The organism is Pseudomonas sp. KB-10 (genome assembly GCF_018221585.1).
Lineage (GTDB): Bacteria > Pseudomonadota > Gammaproteobacteria > Pseudomonadales > Pseudomonadaceae > Aquipseudomonas > Aquipseudomonas yangonensis.
Map to the genome: position 1 here is coordinate 82,136 of NZ_QYYB01000002.1, position 19,007 is coordinate 101,142.

The window sequence follows — 19,007 nt, forward strand, 5'->3', positions numbered from 1 at the left end:
AAATAAATTGTTTTTAACCATGTCCACAAGTTGCTATAGTCGCCACATCCTGACCACCTAGACAACTTTCTAGTAACCAGGAAAGAGGTGCCGTGAAGCCTCGTGCAAGCCCATGACCGTATAAAAACAAATGGCAGGCTATGACATGACCACAGACAGCAACACCCCTACCCCCGCTGCGCCTTCCGGCAATAGCGACCTGATCTATCAGCTGGATGACACCCCGGCATTCGCCCCAGCCATCTTCGCGGCGCTGCAGCATGTGCTGGCCAGCTTCGTCGGCATCATTACCCCCACCCTGATCGTCGGCAGCGCGCTGGGCCTCAGTGCCCATGTGCCGTATCTGGTGAGCATGGCGCTTTTCGTGTCCGGCCTCGGCACCTTCGTCCAGGCCAAGCGCATCGGCCCGATCGGCTCCGGCCTGCTATGCCTGCAGGGCACCAGCTTCGGTTTTCTCAGCGTGGTGCTCAGCGCGGGGTTCATCGTCAAGGGCCGCGGAGCCAGCGAGGAGGAAATACTCGCCACGCTGTTCGGCATCTGCTTCTGCGCCGCCTTCGTCGAGATCGCCTTCAGCCAGTTCATCAACAAGTTGCGCAAGGTCATCACCCCGGTGGTGACCGGCACCATCATCTGCCTGATGGGTCTTTCGCTGATCAAGGTGGGCATGACCGACCTGGCCGGCGGGTACGGCGCGCCAGATCTCGGCGCATTGCATCACCTCGCGCTCGGCGGCCTGGTGCTGGGCACCATCGTCGTGCTCAACCGCGTCTCGTCGCAGGTACTGCGCCTGTCCGCGGTGATCATCGGCCTGACCCTGGGCTTCGCCGTAGCCTGGTTCACCGGCCGGGTAGATTTCGCCAACATGGCCGAGGTACCACTGATCAGCGTGCCGCAGCCGTTCAAGTACGGCTTCGGTTTCGACTGGATCGCCTTTGTGCCCATCGCAGTGATCTTCCTGATCACCCCGCTGGAGACCGCTGGCGACCTGACCGCCAACTCGATCATCTCCAAACAGCCGGTAAAGGGCCCGCTGTACATGCGCCGGATCAAGTCCGGGGTGCTGGCCGACGGCTGCAACTCGGCAGTCGCCGCCATGTTCAACAGCCTGCCGATGACCACCTTCAGCCAGAACAACGGGGTGATTCAGCTTACCGGCGTGGCCAGCCGTCATGTGGCCTTCTACATCGCCGGCATACTGGTGCTGCTCGGCCTTTTTCCGGTGGTCGGTGCAGTGTTGCAACTGATGCCCAAGCCGGTACTCGGCGGCGCTACGTTGATCATGTTCGGCACCGTCGCGGTGGCCGGCATCAAGATTCTCAGCGAAGCCGGTCTGCACCGTCGCAACGTGCTGATCGTGGCCATCTCCCTGGGCCTGGGCCTGGGCGTAGCCGGCGTGCCGGAGGTGCTCTCGCACATGCCGGACGTGTTGAAGAACATCTTCGGTTCACCGATTACCATCGGAGCCTTCAGCGCCATCGTGCTGAACATTTTCCTGCCAGACGAACAGCAGGAAGTGGAGGAGGACGACTACGATCCCGAGGCGCACCTGCACACCGTGCTGCAGAACCGCGAGGACGACGATAGCGTCGATGACAACAGCCTCAAGACTCTGAGCCGTGACCTTACCCCGGAAGCGCGCACTAGCTGACCCCCGTTAACCGCAATACACCGATTCACTCCCGGCAGCTTCTGCCGGGAGGCACCTGCTTGCACCTCAAAAACAAGGACAATTCATGAAACTCAAGCATCTGCCTCACTGCCTGGCCCTCTCTGCCGGACTGTTCTCCGGCCAGCAGACGCTCGCCGGCGACCTGCTCCACTGGCAGGACAACAGCCTGTCCTACCTGTATGGCGAGAACTTCCAGCGCATGAACTTCAATGGCGAGGAGCAGCGCACCCAGACCACCTTCACCTTCGAGCACGCCAGCGGCTGGGCCTGGGGCGACATCTTCTACTTCCTCGACTACATCCGCGCCGACAACGTGCAGACACGCGGCAGCTTCGACAATGGCACCTTCCGCCAGCACGACCGCAACTCCTTCTACTACATGGAGTTCTCACCGCGTGTCAGCCTGAGCTGGCTGACCGGGCAGAAGCTGGCTGCCGGTCCGATCAAGGATGTCTACGCCGCCTTCACCTACGAGAAAGGCGAAGGCGGCCCGGGACCGGAGAACTACCTGTACGGCATAGGTCTGGATTGGGAAATACCGGGTTTCAACTACTTCAAGACCAACCTGTATCAGGTGAAGATCAACAACCACACCTTCTTCACCGATGCCAACAGCAACGGCTACGCCACCCAGCTGACCGTCAGCGCCGCGTACCCCTTCAGCCTCGGCGATCAGGATTTCGTCGTCGACGGCTTCGTCGACTGGCGCTCGCCGTCGCGCGATGCGGGCACCCAGACCTCGGTAGGCTCCTCGATCCAGGTCAAGTGGGACGCCGGCAAGGCTCTGTTCGGCAAGGAACGCCAGCTCTACGTCGGCACCGAGATCAACATGTGGCGCGCCAAGTACGGCGTGAAACCGGTGGATGGCTCGGGCGATCGCTTCGACCAGACGGCCGTGCAGGCACTGGTTAAGTACCACTTCTGACCACTGCCGCAACGCACTTGGCCGACGTCGGGTAGGGACGGCGGCCGGGTAAAAAGGGGGATGGGCGTTCGCGCCCTTTCCCCTTTTTCTTTGATCGTCGTCTTTCCATGCACGGTGCGCTTGAGACCGGACTAGCAAATAAGTGTGTGCTTTTGGTGCTAGCCCTATCCATTAATGCGTCGCATGACCTGACCGGTTTCGCCCCTTACGGGCGACTCACTTTCTTTGCTTGTGCAAAGAAAGTAAGCAAAGAAACACACCCTTGCATACGAGCTAGGCGCCCCCGCCCTGCTGCGCCGGGGTTCCCTCCTGAAGAGCACTTGAGCGTCGTCTGTGAGATCGCACTTCAAGAGCAAAAGCCAAACGCTGCCGACGTTGGTCTTCCGGAGATGTCGCAAGCTCGCGACCTGGTCCCCTTCAGGAGGCCGAGTGGAGGTGTTGCGTAGGGGGATGAGCCGCATGGATGCGGCGAAATACCGATGGCGGCCCCGCTTAAAGGGCCATGGACGGCCCTTGTAAGCCGGCCCCCCGGAGCAGCGTCGGAGCGAGGAAACGCAGCGCAGCGGAGTAACAGCCGCAGGCTGGCCCAAAGGGTGAGCGCAGCGAATCAAGGTGTGGCGCCCGAAAGGGGCGCAACCCAAACGCTCAGTACACGCGGTAATGGACAGCGCCAAGTCAGTAAGCGGTACGCACACAAAATTGCCAGTCCGGTTCAACCGACCCTTGCCCAGCACCGCGCGAGACGCACCAACCTAATCCCCTCGAGCGAGACCAGCACCGCATCGGTGCAGAATCGGGCCGCCTATCCGGCTTTTTCATCAACGACTTGCAAGCATGCAACTGACCGCAAGGTCAAGTTTTTGATCACAAAAATGCTGTTTTTTGTGTGCAATTTATCCGAAAGCCATATTCAGCAACGAATTTTCTGTGTACAAGACAAACAGGTTCTTACCGAAACACTGTTGAAATGGCTGTATACACAGATTCAGTCATGACGCGAATACAAATTCGGAACGAAACCTGCAGACAAACCTCCTCATACGCCATCGCGGCGCAAGAACAAAACTGGGAGCTGTCCATGTCCAATGCCGAAGATTTCCGCATCAAACACATCGATACCTCGCTGCACAACGAAGATCTCGCCCCCCTGGCTCCCGAGAAACGTACCTGGGGCTGGTTCGAGATCTTCAATGTCTGGTCGAACGACATTCAGAGCCTGTTCGGCTATACCCTGGCGGCGACACTGTTTATCTCTTACGGCCTAAATGGCTGGGCGGTACTGGCCGGCATCGTCCTTGCCGGCTTCATCGTCATGGGCCTGGTACAGCTGACCGGCAAACCCAGCGTCAAGTACGGCATTCCCTTCCCGGTGTTCGCCCGCGCCAGCGTGGGCGTGCGCGGCGCCAACTTCCCCGCCCTGGTGCGCGGTATCGTCGCCATCTTCTGGTACGGCGTGCAGACCTACTTCGCCTCCACCGCGGTGGCGCTGTTGCTCAACTCGCTGCTGCAACCGCAGGATCCGGCCGTATACATGGGTCTGACCGCCATCGGCTGGCTGTCCTACGTGATCGTCTGCCTGTTCCAGGTGGCGTTGTTCGTCTGCGGCATGAGCTGGATCACCCGCTTCCTCAACTGGGCCGGGCCGCTGGTCTACGTGGTGATGATCGCGCTGATGGGCCTGATCTGGTACAAGGCCGGCCCCAGTCTGCTCAGTGAGCTGGGCAACATCTTCAGTGGCAGCGGTGAATACAAGGCCGGCCCGGTGGCTGCCTTCTTCGCGGTAGTCGGGACCATGGTCGCCTACTTCGCCGCGGTGGTGATCAACTACGGCGACTTCGCCCGCTTCGTCAAAAGCGAGAAGCAAATGACCATCGGCAACTTCCTCGGCCTGCCGGTGAGCCTGGCGTTCTTCTCGCTGATCGCCCTGGTGATCACCGCCGGCACCGTGGTGGTGTTCGGCGAGACGCTGACCAACCCCACCGACATCGTCGCGCGCGTCGACAACCTGACCCTGACCATCATCGCCGCGCTGACCTTCTTCGCCGCGACCGTGGGCATCAACCTGGTGGCCAACTTCATCCCGCCGGCCTACGACCTCGCCAACCTGGCCCCGGCACATATCAGCGCGCGCACCGGCGGCTTCATCACCGCCGGCATCGCCTTCTTCATCGGCGCGCTGTGGGTCGCCTTCATCAGTAGCGTCGGCATCGCCGCTTTCGTCGACACTCTGGGCGCCGTGCTCGCGCCGCTGTACGGCATCATCGTCGCCGACTACTACCTGGTGCGCCGGCGCAAGCTCGACCTGCAGCAGCTGTTCAGTGCCGAAGTCGGTTCCGCCTACTACTTCGATGGCGGCTGGAACCGCAAGGCGCTGATCGCCTTCGCCATCGGCTCGGTGTTCTCCGTCGCCTCGGTCTGGGCGCCGGCACTGAGCCAGCTGTCGGGATATGCCTGGCTGCTTGGCGCCCTGCTTGGCGCAGTGCTGCACTATGGCCTGATGCACGGCCAGGCGCAGGCGCTGAAACGCGCTACCGTATGAACCCTCATCGAGCGGACGAAGCCGGCGCCTGTGCGCCGGCTTTGGCTTTCCGGCGTTCGAGAAAGTCCACCTTCCATTGCTCGACGCCCATGTATTCGCTATCCAGGTTGGCCTCAACGCGGTGACTCGCCTTGAGCGTCGCGACCTGAGCCGAGCGCTCGCTGAGGAAACGATCGAAACGGGCGATCAGTTGTGGATGACGCTGGCTCGACAGATGAAAACTGCCGCGGGTGTGCGGCAAGCTGGGATCGAACACCAGCGCACCGGGCCGCGCGCGGATGTTGTCCAGATAATGCGTGGCCACCACCACATTGAAATAGGCGCCATCGGTGTCCTGCTTCAAGGCCTGGCGGATCATCTGGCGCAGATCCTCGCTGTAACTCAGCTGGATCTGCCCTCTGTCGATGGGTTGCTCGTAGCCCCGCGGGGTCCAGCCCTGCACCATCGCCAGGCGGTGAACCTTCTCCAGCGCCTGGCCCTGACGCTGTGGCGCTACCAGCACACCGTCGACATAGGCGACCACGGCCCGGCTGTAATACAACGTCACGCCCGCCTTCTGCGCGCCGGCCCAGTGCGGGCTGTCGGGATACTTGAAGTCGATCTCGCCGCGCTGCAGGGCCGGCAACAGTTGATCCACCGGCAGAGCCCTGTAGGTCAGGCTGACGCCGCTATCGGCGGCGAAGGCATCCAGCACCTCACGCGCGAAGCCACGGTATTGCCCATCGGCATCGAGGCTGTAGTGCGGCTCGAACGGCAGGTCCTCGACGCCGACCACATAGGTCTGGGCCAGAACATTCGGGCTCATCAAAACGGTAGATAGCAGACACAGTCGTACGGGCTTCATGCAGAGCCTCCTTATTGTTGTTGTGAAAATCCAGAAGCGGGACTATCCGCCGGTCATGCTCATGAAGCGCACCACCTGGACCTGCTCGTCGGCGGCGAAGTGGTGTCTTTCGGGCTTCAGGCGCAGTGCCTCGATCAGTGCCTGACGCAGGCGTTCCCCGTCACCGGGATGGGCACGCAGCAGACGCTTGAGATCCAGTGCGTTGTCGTGGCCAAGGCAGAGCACCAGCTTGCCCTCGGCAGTAACCCGCACACGATTGCAGTCGCCGCAGAAGTTGTGACTATGCGGCGAGATAAAGCCGACTCGCGTATCGCTACCGACCACCTGCCAGTAGCGCGAGGGGCCGCCGGTTACGGTGCTGCTACGCAGCAGCGAGTGCCGCTGCTCGATACGCTGGCGCACCTCGTCGCTGGAGCAGAAGGTCTGCTCACGACTGTGGCTCACCACGCTGCCCAGCGGCATTTCCTCGATAAAGCTGATATCCAGGCCACGGTCGATGGCGAACTCGACCAGATCGAGCACCTCGTCGTCGTTACGCCCGCTCTGCACCACGCTGTTGAGCTTGATCCTGTCGAAGCCGGCAGCACGCGCCGCGTCGATACCCGCCAGTACCTGGCCGAGTTTGTCGCGGCGGGTGAAGGCGGCGAAGCGCTCGCGCCGCAGCGAATCCAGGCTGATGTTCAGCCGGCGTACACCGGCCGCACGCAACTGCGGTGCCAGCGCGGCCAGCTGCGAACCGTTGGTGGTAATGGCCAGGTCCTCCAGCTCGTCACGCTCGCCCAGGCGCTGCAGCAGGCTCAGCAGATTCTTGCGCACCAGCGGCTCGCCACCAGTGATGCGAATACGCCGTACGCCAAGGCCGATGAAGGCGTCGGCCACGGCGTAGAGCTCTTCCAGGCTGAGAATCTGCGCGCGCGGCGCGAACTGCATGTCTTCGCTCATGCAGTAGGTGCAGCGAAAATCGCAGCGGTCGGTCACCGACAAACGCAGGTAGGTGATGCGCCGACCGAAGGGATCGACGAGCTGACTGGTATTCACGTTGGTCTCCTGCAGCGTCGCGCGCCGAGACTTTTGCTCATGGATGTAACTGTTCGGGATAAGAACAGAAAAGCGATTTCCTGTACACAGAAATTTGACCCGCAAGTCAGCTAAGCGCTGCGCAGCCCGTGGCCGCTGCCTTGAGCCTCGCGCAAAGCCGGTGCTACCATGCCCGACCGCCGCTCGGCGGCAGAGAAGACACAGGGCCTTATGACCAGCATTCGCGAGCGCAACAAAGAGCTCATCCTGCGCGCAGCCAGCGAGGAGTTCGCCGACAAGGGCTTCGCCGCCACCAAGACCAGTGACATCGCGGCCAAGGCAGGCCTGCCCAAGCCCAACGTCTACTACTACTTCAAATCCAAGGAAAACCTCTACCGCGAGGTCCTGGAAAGTATCGTCGAGCCGCTGCTGGCCGCCTCTGCCCCCTTCAACCAGCCGGGCCACCCGAGCGAAGTCCTGACGGCCTACATCCGCTCGAAGATCCGCATTTCCCGCGAGCTGCCGCATGCCTCCAAGGTGTTCGCCAGCGAGATCATGCACGGTGCGCCGCACCTGTCACCGGAACAGACCGAACAGCTCAACGCACAGGCCAAACACAACATCGCCTGCATCCAGCACTGGATCGACCAGGGCCTGATGGCAAAGGTCGACCCACATCATCTGCTGTTCAGCATCTGGGCTGCGACTCAGACCTACGCCGACTTCGACTGGCAAATCTCCACCGTCACCGGCAAGGCCAGCCTGGACGACGCCGATTACGAAGCCGCGGCGCAGACCATCATTCGCCTGGTGCTCAAAGGCTGTGACGTCGACCCGAAGGCCTCCGAACTGGTAAGCAGCGTCTAGGTGACTGTCCGTCTCAGTATGGATCGCGCTCTACCGATACACCTCTGGTGGATGTAAAAGGCGACATCCACCCTACGGAGCCCTGTAAACCGTGGGAGGCGCTTTAGCGGCGACGCTTCGATGTCCCAGTCGCGGCTGAAGCCCCTCCCACAGTCGTAGCCCGGATGCAATCCAGGGCATCGCGCAGTCGCGATCAAGGCGGTGCGCAAAGCCTCCTTACGCCCCCGCATCCGCCTTCAGCCCAAGAGATTCCAGCGCGCTGACCGCACACTGCTCATCGATGTCCGAGGTGTCGCCGGTGATGCCGACGGCGCCGATCACCTGCCCCTGCGCGTCACGGATCAACACCCCACCCGGGGCCGGCACCAGGCTGCCCTGGGCCAGATTGTTCACCGCACCGATAAAGGCCGGGCGCTGCTGCGCATCGGCGGCGATCAGGCGCGAGCCCTTGCCCAGGGCCAGCGCGCCCCAGGCCTTGCCGATGGCGATCTGCGGACGCAACAGGCTGGCACCATCCTCACGCTGCAGGCTGATCAGATGCCCGCCGGCATCCAGCACCGCCACCGTCAGCGGCGCAGCGTGAAGCTCACGCCCGACGGCGAGCGCGTTGTGGGTAATGCTCACGGCTGTGGACAGGTTAAGCGCATTCATAAGGAATCTCCGAAAACCGAACAGGAAGTCACCGCACGCACCAATGACGACGTGCGACATGAGAAGGCGCCTTATGCAATAGCCGAACAGAAGGATTGTTTCAACAAAAAAGAACAAAATAAATTGAAAATGTACACAATAAATTTATCTGATAAAAACAAGACAAGTATCGAATAACCTCTTTACCCTCCCCGTACTTCCCAGTACCCCGGCGCGTTGTAGATGTCCTTCAGGTAGTCGATGAAAAAGCGCACCTTGGCCGGCAGGTAACGTTGCTGTGGGTATACCGCCTGGATGTCATAGGCCGGGATTTCGTAATCATCGAGCACCGTGACCAGCTCGCCGGCCTTCAACTCCGCCTGGATTTCCCAGGTCGAGCGCCAGCCGATCCCCAGCCCCTGCTTGACCCAGTCGTAGAGCAGTTCGCCGTCGTTGCAATCGAGGTTGCCGGCCACCTTCACCGCCACCTGGCGCCCGTCGCGCAGGAAGGTCCAGCCGCGCTGTTGACCGCCCTGCAGGTTGAACGCCAGGCAATTGTGCCGCGCCAGGTCTTCGAGGGTGCGCGGCACGCCATGCAGCTCGAAGTAACTGGGCGCCCCACAGACCACGCGGCGGTTGGGGAAGAGCTTGACCGCAACGTAGTTGGGGTCGGTCACCTCGCCGATACGGATGCCCATGTCGTAACCCTGGCGCACCAGGTCGACCAGGCTGTCGGTGAAGTTGAACGACAGCTTCAGGTCCGGGTAGCGCTTGAGAAATGCCGGTGCATGAGGCGCGATATGCCGCCTGCCGAACGCCGCAGGCGCGGATACTACCAGGTGCCCGCGCACCGACCTGCCCCCACGGGCCACGCTGGCATCGGCCTCGTCGAAGTCCTTGAGCAGGGCGCGGGCGCGATCGAGGTACTGCTCACCGAGGTCGGTCAGCTGCAGGCCGCGCGTGGAGCGATGCATCAGCTTGACGCCCAGGTGGCGCTCCAGCGCGTCCAGGCGGCGCCCCATGACCACCGGGGTGACACCTTCGCTCAGCGCAGCTGCGGCAAAGCTGCCGTTGTCGGCTACCAGAACGAAACTGCGGATGAGGGTATGACGGTCCATTCGGTACTCCAAGTATCGACAGAACTGAAGTATCCAACAATTCCGCCGCACCGGTACAGCCGTCATCCTTGCTCCCAAGAAGAAAAACCACTGACTCGGAGAACAATGGTCATGGCCAGAATGAGAGCAATCGAGGCAGCCGTACTGGTGATGCGCCGCGAAGGCGTCGATACCGCGTTCGGCGTCCCCGGCGCTGCCATCAACCCCCTGTATGCCGCCCTGAAGAAACTCGGTGGCATCGATCACGTCCTGGCCCGTCACGTCGAAGGCGCTTCGCACATGGCCGAGGGTTACACCCGCACCAATGCCGGCAACATCGGCGTGTGCATCGGCACCTCCGGCCCGGCCGGCACCGACATGGTCACCGGCCTGTACTCGGCCTCCGCCGACTCCATCCCGATCCTGTGCATCACCGGCCAGGCGCCCCGTGCGCGCATGCACAAGGAAGACTTCCAGGCGGTCGACATCACCAGCATCGTCGGCCCGGTGACCAAGTGGGCCACCACCGTGATGGAGCCCGGCCAGGTGCCGCGCGCCTTCCAGCGTGCCTTCCATGAAATGCGCAGCGGCCGCCCTGGCCCGGTGCTGATCGACCTGCCGTTCGACGTGCAGATGGCCGAGATCGAATTCGATATCGACGCCTACGAGCCGCTGCCGGTAGCCAAGCCGAGCACCAGCCGCGTCCAGGCCGAGAAGGCCATCGCCATGCTCAACGAGGCCGAGCGCCCGCTGCTGGTCGCCGGTGGCGGCATCTTCAACGCCGATGCGGCGGACAAGCTGGTGGAGTTCGCCGAGCTGACCGGCGTACCGGTGGTGCCGACCCTGATGGGCTGGGGCGCGATCCCCGACGACCACAAGCTGATGGTCGGCATGGTCGGCCTGCAGACCTCGCATCGTTACGGTAACGCCACCCTGCTCGCCTCCGACCTGGTGTTCGGCATCGGCAACCGCTGGGCCAACCGCCATACCGGCTCGGTGGACGTCTACACGGAGGGCCGCAAATTCATCCACGTCGACATCGAACCGACGCAGATCGGCCGCGTGTTCAACCCGGATCTGGGCATCGTTTCTGACGCCGGTAGCGCACTGAATGCCTTCCTCCAGGTGGCCCGCGAGTGGAAAGCCGCCGGCAAGCTGAAGGACCGCAGTGCCTGGGTCGAAGCCTGCCGCGAGCGCAAGCGCACCCTGCAGCGCAAGACCCACTTCGACAACGTGCCGGCCAAGCCGCAGCGCGTGTACGAGGAAATGAACGAAGCCTTCGGCAAGGACACCTGCTATGTCAGCACCATCGGTCTGTCGCAGATCGCCGGCGCGCAGTTCCTCCACGTGTACAAGCCGCGCCACTGGATCAACTGCGGTCAGGCAGGTCCCTTGGGCTGGACCATTCCGGCAGCCCTCGGCGTGGTCAAGGCCGACCCGACTCGCAACGTGGTGGCGCTGTCCGGCGACTACGACTTCCAGTTCATGATCGAGGAGCTGGCCGTCGGTGCCCAGTTCAACCTGCCGTACATCCACGTGCTGGTGAACAACGCCTACCTGGGCCTGATTCGCCAGGCGCAGCGCGGCTTCGACATGGACTACTGCGTGCAGCTGGCGTTCGAGAACATCAACGCCGAGGAGCTGGGCGGTTACGGCGTCGATCACGTCGCCGTAGTCGAGGGCCTGGGCTGCAAGGCGATCCGCGTGTTCGACCCTAACGAGCTGCAGAACGCCTTTGCCGAAGCCAAGCGCCTGATGGCCGAGCACCGCGTACCAGTGGTGGTCGAGGTGATCCTGGAGCGTGTCACCAACATCTCCATGGGCACCGAGATCAACGCCATCAACGAGTTCGAGGAACTGGCCGAGCGCGGCGTCGACGCCCCGACCGCCATCTCGCTGCTGGATTGATCCGTACGCCGGGCTTGCCAAGCGCACCCGGCCACCACGACGTAGCCCGGATGCAATCCGGGAAGACCGCAACACCGCCCCGGATTGCATCCGGGCTACGACAAGGAGCACACCATGCCCCGTTTTGCTGCCAACCTGTCCATGCTGTTCACCGAAGTGGACTTCCTGGACCGTTTCGCCGCTGCCGCCGAAGCCGGTTTCAGCGGCGTGGAATACCTCTTCCCCTATGACTTCGCGGTGGAAGAAATCAAGGCCCGCCTGGACGCCAACAAGCTGGAACAGGTGCTGTTCAACCTGCCGGCCGGCGACTGGGGCAAGGGCGAGCGCGGCATCGCCTGCCATCCGGATCGCGTCGAGGAATTCCGCGCCGGCGTCGACAAGGCCATCGCCTACGCCAAGGTGCTGGGCAACAAGCAGATCAACTGCCTGGCCGGCATCCGCCCGCAGGGCGTGGATTGCGCGACCGTCGAGAAGACCTTCGTCGACAACCTGCGCTATGCGGCCGACAAGCTTGCCGGCGCCGGTATCCGCCTGGTGATGGAAGCCATCAACACCCGCGACATCCCCGGCTTCTACCTCAGCACCACCAAGCAGGCTCTGGACATCCGCGACAAAGTCGGCAGCACCAACCTGTACCTGCAGTACGACATCTACCACATGCAGATCATGGAAGGTGACCTGGCCCGCACGGTTGAAAGCAACCTGGCCACGATCAACCACGTGCAGCTGGCCGACAACCCGGGCCGCAACGAGCCGGGCACCGGCGAGATCAACTACCGCTTCCTCTTCGAGCACCTGGATCGCATCGGCTACCAGGGCTGGATCGGCTGTGAATACAAGCCGGCAACCACCACCGCTGCCGGCCTCGGCTGGATGAAAAGCCACAACGTGATCTGACGGCCGCATCTGTAGGAGCGGATTCATCCGCGAACACTGGCGCAGCCGGTGCCAATCACCGCGCTGTCTGCTTCGCGGGTAAACCCGCTCCTACAGGGCTCTGCGGCATCTGATTCAACACTTAAGACGAGGTTATCTCTCATGGCAAAAATCGGATTTATCGGCACCGGCATCATGGGCAAACCCATGGCGCAGAACCTGCAGAAAGCCGGCCATACCCTGTTCCTTTCTGAGCATCACGACCCGGCTCCGGCCGACCTCGTAGCTGCCGGGGCTATCGCGCTGGCCAACCCGCAGGAAGTCGCTCAGGAAGCCGAATTCATCATCGTCATGGTCCCGGACACCCCGCAGGTCGAGGACGTGCTGTTCCGCGCGGACGGCGTTGCCAGCGGTGTTGGCAGCGGCAAGGTGGTGATCGACATGAGCTCGATCTCGCCCTCCGCCACCAAGGCCTTCGCCGAGAAGATCAAGGCCACCGGCGCCGCCTACCTTGACGCCCCGGTATCCGGCGGCGAAGTCGGTGCCAAGGCCGCGACCCTGTCGATCATGGTCGGCGGCTGCCCGAACGCCTTCGAACGCGCACTGCCGCTGTTCCAGGCCATGGGTAAGAACATCACCCTCGTCGGCGGCAATGGTGACGGCCAGACCGCCAAGGTGGCCAACCAGATCATCGTCGCGCTGAACATCCAGGCGGTGGCCGAAGCGCTGCTGTTTGCTGCCAGGAACGGCGCCGACCCGGCCAAGGTGCGCGAGGCGCTGTCCGGTGGTTTCGCCGGCTCGAAGATCCTCGAAGTGCACGGCGAGCGCATGATCAAGGGCACCTTCGATCCGGGCTTCCGCATCAGCCTGCACCAGAAGGACCTCAACCTGGCGCTGTCCGGCGCACGCGAGCTGGGCCTGAACCTGCCCAACACCGCCAATGCTCAGCAGGTGTTCAGCACCTGCGCGGCCCTCGGCGGCAGCGGCTGGGACCACTCCGCCCTGATCAAGGGTCTGGAGCATATGGCCAACTTCAATATCCGCGGCGAGTAACAGAGCGCCCTCTCCCCCGGCCCCTCTCCCGTAAACGTGAGAGGGGAGACAAGCAGTTCGGCGTTACACGGATTTCCGGCGTACGCCAAGCCAGTCCCCTCCCATAAATGGGAGAGGAAGAGACAAGCAGCTTGGCGTTGCACGGACTTTCGGCTTACGCCAAGCCAGTCCCCTCTCCCATTTATGGGAGAGGGTTAGGGAGAGGGGCTTTGCTTCTGGCCCACCCTTTCGACCTTCCTGGCAGGAGGTGTCACGGCCCGATTGCCAGGTTGGTCGATTCCATTCCCCAGATGCTGCGCGCGGCATCTGGGGAATGGAATCGATCTGCAAGAGACCACCACGATGACCTTCGACCCGCAACGCCTGCTGCGCGACCTGTTCGCCACCGCCATCGCTGCTGCCCATCCGCGCCAGGTACTGGCCGATCATCTGCCTGTCGACCGCAGCGGTCGTGTCATCGTCATCGGCGCCGGCAAGGCCGCCGCAGCGATGGCCGAGGTGATCGAGCAACAGTGGCAGGGCGAAGTCAGCGGCCTGGTGGTGACCCGCTACGAGCACGGCGCCGATTGCAGGAAGATCGAAGTGGTGGAAGCCTCCCACCCGGTGCCGGACGATGCCGGCGAGCGCGTGGCGCGCCGCGTGCTGGAGCTGGTGTCGAACCTGTCCGAAGACGACCGGGTAATCTTCCTGCTTTCCGGCGGCGGCTCCTCGCTGCTGGCGCTGCCAGCAGAAGGCATCAGCCTTAAGGACAAGCAGGCGATCAACAAGGCGCTGCTCAAATCCGGCGCCACCATTGGCGAGATGAACTGCGTGCGCAAGCACCTCTCGGCGATCAAGGGCGGCCGCCTGGCCAAGGCCTGCTGGCCGGCCACGGTCTACACCTACGCCATCTCCGACGTGCCCGGCGACGAGGCTACGGTGATCGCCTCCGGCCCCACCGTGGGCGACCCGACCACCTCGGCCGAAGCCCTGGCGATTCTCGCCCGCTATGGCATCGACATTCCCGCCAACGTGCGCGCCTGGCTGGAAGATCCGCGCTCGGAAACGGTCAAGCCGGGCGACCCGGTACTCGCCCGTAGCCACTTCCAGCTGATCGCCACCCCGCAGCAGTCGCTCGACGCCGCTGCGGCCAAGGCCGAAGCCGCCGGCCTCCCGGTGCTGATTCTTGGCGACCTGGAAGGCGAGTCGCGCGACGTGGCCAAGGTGCATGCCGGCATCGCCCGCCAGGTGCAGCTGCACGGCCAGCCGATCAAGCCGCCGTGCGTGATCCTCTCCGGCGGCGAAACCACCGTCACCGTGCGTGGTAATGGCCGCGGCGGGCGCAACGCCGAATTTCTCCTGAGCCTCACCGAGAGCCTCAAAGGCCTGCCCGGCGTCTACGCGCTGACCGGCGACACCGACGGCATCGACGGTTCCGAAGACAACGCCGGCGCCATCATGACGCCCTACAGCTACGCCCGCGCCGGAATCAAGGGCCTGAGCGCCCGCGACGAGCTGGACAACAACAACGGCTATGGCTACTTCGCCGCCCTCGACGAGCTGATCGTCACCGGCCCGACCCGCACCAACGTCAACGATTTCCGCGCCATTCTGATTCTCGAGAAAACCCAATGAACGCCGACAAGAAAGTAAAGATCCTCGCCACCCTCGGCCCGGCCATCCGCGACGCCGCGCATATCCGCCAGTTGGTGGAGGCCGGGGTCAACCTGTTCCGCCTCAACTTCAGCCATGGCGAACACGCCGACCACGCACAGCGCTACCAGTGGGTGCGCGAGGTGGAGCGCGAGCTGAACCAGCCCATCGGCATTCTCATGGACCTGCAGGGGCCGAAGCTGCGCGTCGGCCGCATCAAAGGCGGTAAGGTGCATCTGGTCAACGGCCAGAGCCTGCGCCTGGATCTGGACGCCACGCCCGGCGACGCCAGCCGGGTCAACCTGCCCCACCCGGAAATCATCGAAGCCCTGCAGCCGGGCATGAGCCTGCTGCTGGACGACGGCCGCCTGCGCCTGAAAGTGACCGGCAAGCAGGCCGATGCCGTAGACACCTGCGTCGTCGCCGGTGGCGAGCTGTCCGACCGCAAGGGCGTCAACGTCCCCGAGGCGGTGCTGCAGCTGTCGCCACTGACCGAGAAGGATCGTCGCGACCTGGCCTTCGGCCTGGAGCTGGGCGTGGACTGGGTGGCGCTGTCCTTCGTACAGCGCCCCGAGGACATCGTCGAAGCCCGTGAGCTGATCGGCGGCAAGGCCTTCCTGATGGCCAAGATCGAGAAGCCCTCGGCGGTGCAGCACCTCGAAGAAATCGCCCGTCTGTGCGACGCCATCATGGTGGCGCGCGGCGATCTGGGCGTGGAAGTGCCGGCCGAGAACGTGCCGCGCATTCAGAAGGATATCGTGCGCACCTGCCGCCAACTGGGCCGCCCGGTGGTGGTCGCCACGCAGATGCTGGAATCCATGCGCTTCTCCCCGGCGCCGACCCGCGCCGAGGTCACCGACGTGGCCAACGCCGTGGCCGAAGGCGCCGATGCGGTGATGCTGTCGGCCGAGACCGCCTCCGGCGACTACCCGCTGGAAACCGTGCAGATGATGAGCAAGATCATCCGCCAGGTGGAAAACGGCCCGGACTACCAGAGCCAGCTCGACGTCGGTCGCCCGCAGGCCGAGGCCACCGCCAGCGACGCCATCAGCTGCGCCATCCGTCGTATCAGCTCGATCCTGCCGGTGGCGGCGTTGGTCAACTACACGGAATCCGGCAGCTCCAGCCTGCGCGCCTCGCGTGAGCGGCCCAAGGCGCCGATCTTGAGCCTGACGCCGAGCCTGACCACTGCCCGCCGCCTGACCGTGGCCTGGGGCATCTACTCGGTGGTCAACGAGCGCCTGCGCCGGGTCGAGGAAGTCACCAGCACCGCGCTGGAGATCGCCCAGGCCCAGGGCATGGCCAAGCGCGGCGAAACCGTGGTGATCACCGCCGGCGAACCCTTCGGCCAGCCCGGCAGTACCAACAGCCTGAGGATCGAAACGCTGCAGTGACGTCCGTAGCCCGGATGAAATCCGGGGGAAATGTTCCGCCCCCCTGCCCCGGATTGCATCCGGGCTACGCACTGAGCCGGCGCGAACTACACCGCTCCTCCGGGCCACACGGACGGCTCCCCTCTCCCATTTATGGGAGAGGGGCTGGGGGAGAGGGCTCTCATGGCCAATACATCATGTCCCCATTACCAACATCCCACGTCATCCTGCAAAGCATGCGCGCCCTGCTCTGCGGCTTCGCCCAGATCTTCCTGCAACAGAGTCCCGGCTGCGGCGCACTGGTGCTGCTCGCCATCATGATCGGCGCACCCGAGCTGCTGCCCGGCGCCCTGCTCGGCGGCCTGACCTCGACGTGGGTAGCGCAACGCTGCGGCTACCCGCCTTCCGATATCGCCATCGGTCTGTACGGTTACAACGGCGTCCTCCTCGGTCTGATGCTCAGCCTGAAACTGCCGTGGACGCCGCTGCTGCCCGTGCTGATCATCGCCAGCGCCACCCTGTCCAGCCTGCTGCTGGCACCCTGGATGCGGCGCATGCGCCAGCATGGCTGGCTGCCCGCCTTCACCTTTCCCTTCGTGCTGCTGGGTTGGCTGCTTTTGGCACTGCTCGCTCAGTTGGAGCTGTCAGCTGCACCGCCAGCCAGCGCGCCCGACGCGCCGGCGCTGAGCCTCCTGCAGCTGATACTCGCCGTGCTGCGCGGGCTCGGTCAGGTGATCTTCCTCGACTCGCCATTGGCCGGCCTGTGCCTGCTGCTCGGCTTGCGCCTGGCCGATGGCCGCATGGCGCTGTGGGCGCTGCTGGGTTCCAGCGGCGGCTTCGCCCTGGCGCTCTTCTCCGGCTGGCCCGGCGAGGGTGCGCTGGCCGGTCTGTACGGCTACAACGCCACTCTGGCGGCCATTGCCCTGGCCCAGGTACACCGCAACCTCTGGGTGCCCGCCCTCGGCATCCTGCTCGCCTTGCTGCTGCAGCCCGGTTTCAGCGCCCTCGGCCTGCCGGCCCTGACCATGCCCTTCATCCTCGCCTGCTGGCTGATCAGAGCCGGCGCGCAGAGCTGGCAGCAGGCGGTCAGAAACAGCGCAGCGCCCTGACGCCCGGCCCCTCTCCCCCGCTTGTAAAGAGTGAACTCCCGCCTCGTTTGGCGGGCTAATTCATATCTGCTGCAACGAGCGATCCCCATGCCCGACATTGTCCTTTGCCCTGCCATCGCCGTTTCGCCTGTTGTCAGGTTTTATCGAGGGGCGCGCCGATGAGCCTGGCGCCTGGCGATATCGAACTACCGGCCGACCTGCGCTATGTCGACGACAGCATGCCGGGCATCAGCCGCCGCAAGCTGCGTGGCAAGTTCTGCTACTTCGACACGCAGGGCCAGCGCATCCGGGACCCCAAGGAGGTAGCTCGCATCAATGCCCTGGCAGTGCCGCCTGCCTACACCGATGTCTGGATCTGCCCACTGGCCAACGGTCATCTGCAGGCAACCGGCCGCGATGCCCGCGGGCGCAAGCAATACCGTTACCACACCCGCTGGCGCGAAATCCGCGATGCGGACAAGTACGCCAGCCTGCTGGCATTCGGCAAAGCCCTGCCGGCGCTGCGCGAAGCGCTGCAGCAGCACCTGAACCTGCGCGAACATCGCCGCGAGAAGGTGCTGGCGACCGTGATCATGCTGCTGGACAACACCCTGATCCGGGTCGGCAACGCCCGCTACGCGCGGGACAATCGCTCCTATGGGCTGACCACCCTGCGCAACCGTCACGTCGAGGTGCAAGGCAACACCATACGCTTTCACTTTCGTGGCAAGAGCGGCATCGAGCATGAAGTGAAGGTCAACGATCGACGCCTGGCGCGCATCATCCAGCGCTGTCTGGAACTGCCCGGGCAACACCTGTTCCAGTATCTGGACGAGCATGGCGAGCGTCGCGCGGTGACCTCCACCGATATCAACGAGTACCTGCGTGAACTCACCGGCGCCGACTTCACCGCCAAGCACTACCGCACCTGGGCCGGCAGCGCGCTGGCCCTGACGCTATTGCGCGAGCTCGAATGGCAGCCGGAAAGCGCAGCCAAGAAGCATGTGGTGGCCATGGTCAAGGAGGTGGCGCAGCAGCTGCGCAATACGCCGGCGGTCTGCCGCAAATGCTACATCCATCCGGCCCTGATCGACGCCTTCCTCGCTGGCGAACTCGCCGGCATCCGCCTGGCGACGTCGCGCAAGGGCCTGCGCGCCGAAGAAAGCCTGCTGATGCGCTTTCTGGAAAAACTGCCGCCCGCCTGAGCCTGCTGCCCGGGGATGCTCTGAACATCAAGGCTGCACGACGCCTACCGGACGCAGAACGTCCGAGGGTCAAGCTCCCACGCGGAGCTCGGCAACGATCAAACGGGCATGTGGGTTCTGTAGGAGCGGCTTCAGCCGCGATCATCTTGCACCGCATGATGCCGAGTAGCGCTGAACCCTAGGCCCCAAGGACACAAGCGCTCCGGGGCGAGCCCACGCAGAGCGTGCCAACGACGCTGACAGCGATTCGCGGCTGAAGCCGCTCCTACAGAGGCGGCACATCG

The 19,007-nt window shown here is 63.7% G+C and carries 15 protein-coding genes; 11 read left to right on the forward strand and 4 right to left on the reverse strand.

Annotated features, from left to right (window positions below):
- Positions 1-130 precede the first annotated feature (130 nt).
- The 3 genes from DXK50_RS05380 (at position 131) to DXK50_RS05390 (ending at position 5,133) form a co-directional block, all read left to right on the forward strand.
- Complete coding sequence (locus DXK50_RS05380; protein ID WP_212629615.1) at positions 131-1,648, forward strand: nucleobase:cation symporter-2 family protein; 1,518 nt, start codon at positions 131-133, stop codon at positions 1,646-1,648.
- 85 nt (positions 1,649-1,733) lie between these two features.
- Entirely contained in the window at positions 1,734-2,594 is an 861-nt protein-coding gene (locus DXK50_RS05385; protein ID WP_212629616.1) for an outer membrane protein OmpK, read from the forward strand.
- Positions 2,595-3,672: 1,078 nt separating this feature from the next.
- On the forward strand, positions 3,673-5,133 hold the full coding sequence (locus DXK50_RS05390) for an NCS1 family nucleobase:cation symporter-1 (RefSeq protein WP_212629617.1): 1,461 nt from the start codon (positions 3,673-3,675) through the stop codon (positions 5,131-5,133).
- A gap of 4 nt (positions 5,134-5,137) precedes the next feature.
- Here DXK50_RS05390 and DXK50_RS05395 read toward each other — a convergent pair whose 3' ends face one another.
- Both DXK50_RS05395 and moaA read right to left on the reverse strand, forming a co-directional pair.
- Positions 5,138-5,977: a substrate-binding periplasmic protein gene (locus DXK50_RS05395; RefSeq protein ID WP_212629618.1), complete on the reverse strand. Its 840-nt coding sequence runs from the start codon at positions 5,975-5,977 to the stop codon at positions 5,138-5,140.
- A gap of 42 nt (positions 5,978-6,019) precedes the next feature.
- The gene (gene moaA, locus DXK50_RS05400) at positions 6,020-7,015 is read right to left on the reverse strand and encodes a GTP 3',8-cyclase MoaA (RefSeq protein WP_212629619.1); all 996 of its coding nucleotides are present in this window, start codon (positions 7,013-7,015) and stop codon (positions 6,020-6,022) included.
- Between the two features lie 210 nt (positions 7,016-7,225).
- Between moaA and DXK50_RS05405 the strand changes: the two genes are divergently transcribed.
- Complete coding sequence (locus DXK50_RS05405; protein ID WP_161865644.1) at positions 7,226-7,861, forward strand: TetR/AcrR family transcriptional regulator; 636 nt, start codon at positions 7,226-7,228, stop codon at positions 7,859-7,861.
- A gap of 216 nt (positions 7,862-8,077) precedes the next feature.
- Here DXK50_RS05405 and DXK50_RS05410 read toward each other — a convergent pair whose 3' ends face one another.
- Together DXK50_RS05410 and DXK50_RS05415 are read right to left on the reverse strand one after the other, a co-directional pair.
- A complete protein-coding gene (locus DXK50_RS05410) occupies positions 8,078-8,512 on the reverse strand; it encodes a GlcG/HbpS family heme-binding protein (protein WP_161865623.1) in 435 nt (144 codons plus the stop codon).
- A gap of 182 nt (positions 8,513-8,694) precedes the next feature.
- Positions 8,695-9,609, reverse strand: coding sequence for a LysR family transcriptional regulator (locus DXK50_RS05415; protein ID WP_013715037.1), 915 nt, complete (start codon positions 9,607-9,609; stop codon positions 8,695-8,697).
- 111 nt (positions 9,610-9,720) lie between these two features.
- Between DXK50_RS05415 and gcl the strand changes: the two genes are divergently transcribed.
- The 7 genes from gcl to DXK50_RS05450 all read left to right on the forward strand — a co-directional run bounded on the left by gcl (position 9,721) and on the right by DXK50_RS05450 (position 18,723).
- The gene (gcl, locus tag DXK50_RS05420; protein ID WP_212629620.1) at positions 9,721-11,496 is read left to right on the forward strand and encodes a glyoxylate carboligase; all 1,776 of its coding nucleotides are present in this window, start codon (positions 9,721-9,723) and stop codon (positions 11,494-11,496) included.
- Positions 11,497-11,610: 114 nt separating this feature from the next.
- Positions 11,611-12,393 (forward strand): hydroxypyruvate isomerase, encoded by a 783-nt coding sequence (hyi, locus tag DXK50_RS05425; RefSeq protein ID WP_212629621.1) that lies wholly within the window; start codon positions 11,611-11,613, stop codon positions 12,391-12,393.
- A gap of 141 nt (positions 12,394-12,534) precedes the next feature.
- Complete coding sequence (locus DXK50_RS05430; RefSeq protein ID WP_161865620.1) at positions 12,535-13,425, forward strand: 2-hydroxy-3-oxopropionate reductase; 891 nt, start codon at positions 12,535-12,537, stop codon at positions 13,423-13,425.
- 342 nt (positions 13,426-13,767) lie between these two features.
- A complete protein-coding gene (locus DXK50_RS05435) occupies positions 13,768-15,039 on the forward strand; it encodes a glycerate kinase type-2 family protein (RefSeq protein ID WP_212629622.1) in 1,272 nt (423 codons plus the stop codon).
- Positions 15,036-16,451 carry a pyruvate kinase gene (pyk, locus tag DXK50_RS05440; protein WP_212629623.1) on the forward strand — a complete coding sequence of 472 codons (1,416 nt, stop codon included), beginning with the start codon at positions 15,036-15,038 and terminating at the stop codon, positions 16,449-16,451. The genes DXK50_RS05435 and pyk overlap by 4 nt, the downstream gene beginning before the upstream one ends.
- Before the next feature lie 176 nt (positions 16,452-16,627).
- The gene (locus DXK50_RS05445; RefSeq protein WP_212629624.1) at positions 16,628-17,539 is read left to right on the forward strand and encodes an urea transporter; all 912 of its coding nucleotides are present in this window, start codon (positions 16,628-16,630) and stop codon (positions 17,537-17,539) included.
- Positions 17,540-17,697: 158 nt separating this feature from the next.
- Positions 17,698-18,723, forward strand: coding sequence for a DNA topoisomerase IB (locus tag DXK50_RS05450; protein WP_212629625.1), 1,026 nt, complete (start codon positions 17,698-17,700; stop codon positions 18,721-18,723).
- Positions 18,724-19,007 lie beyond the last annotated feature (284 nt).

Coding starts and splice junctions, on each gene's coding strand:
- DXK50_RS05450 (WP_212629625.1), top strand. CDS start 17,698: ATGAGCCTGGCGCCTGGCGATATCGAACTACCGGCCGACCTGCGCTAT.
- DXK50_RS05445 (WP_212629624.1), top strand. CDS start 16,628: ATGTCCCCATTACCAACATCCCACGTCATCCTGCAAAGCATGCGCGCC.
- DXK50_RS05380 (WP_212629615.1), top strand. CDS start 131: ATGGCAGGCTATGACATGACCACAGACAGCAACACCCCTACCCCCGCT.
- DXK50_RS05435 (WP_212629622.1), top strand. CDS start 13,768: ATGACCTTCGACCCGCAACGCCTGCTGCGCGACCTGTTCGCCACCGCC.
- DXK50_RS05390 (WP_212629617.1), top strand. CDS start 3,673: ATGTCCAATGCCGAAGATTTCCGCATCAAACACATCGATACCTCGCTG.
- pyk (WP_212629623.1), top strand. CDS start 15,036: ATGAACGCCGACAAGAAAGTAAAGATCCTCGCCACCCTCGGCCCGGCC.
- DXK50_RS05395 (WP_212629618.1), bottom strand. CDS start 5,977: ATGAAGCCCGTACGACTGTGTCTGCTATCTACCGTTTTGATGAGCCCG.
- DXK50_RS05430 (WP_161865620.1), top strand. CDS start 12,535: ATGGCAAAAATCGGATTTATCGGCACCGGCATCATGGGCAAACCCATG.
- DXK50_RS05385 (WP_212629616.1), top strand. CDS start 1,734: ATGAAACTCAAGCATCTGCCTCACTGCCTGGCCCTCTCTGCCGGACTG.
- gcl (WP_212629620.1), top strand. CDS start 9,721: ATGGCCAGAATGAGAGCAATCGAGGCAGCCGTACTGGTGATGCGCCGC.
- DXK50_RS05415 (WP_013715037.1), bottom strand. CDS start 9,609: ATGGACCGTCATACCCTCATCCGCAGTTTCGTTCTGGTAGCCGACAAC.
- DXK50_RS05405 (WP_161865644.1), top strand. CDS start 7,226: ATGACCAGCATTCGCGAGCGCAACAAAGAGCTCATCCTGCGCGCAGCC.
- DXK50_RS05410 (WP_161865623.1), bottom strand. CDS start 8,512: ATGAATGCGCTTAACCTGTCCACAGCCGTGAGCATTACCCACAACGCG.
- hyi (WP_212629621.1), top strand. CDS start 11,611: ATGCCCCGTTTTGCTGCCAACCTGTCCATGCTGTTCACCGAAGTGGAC.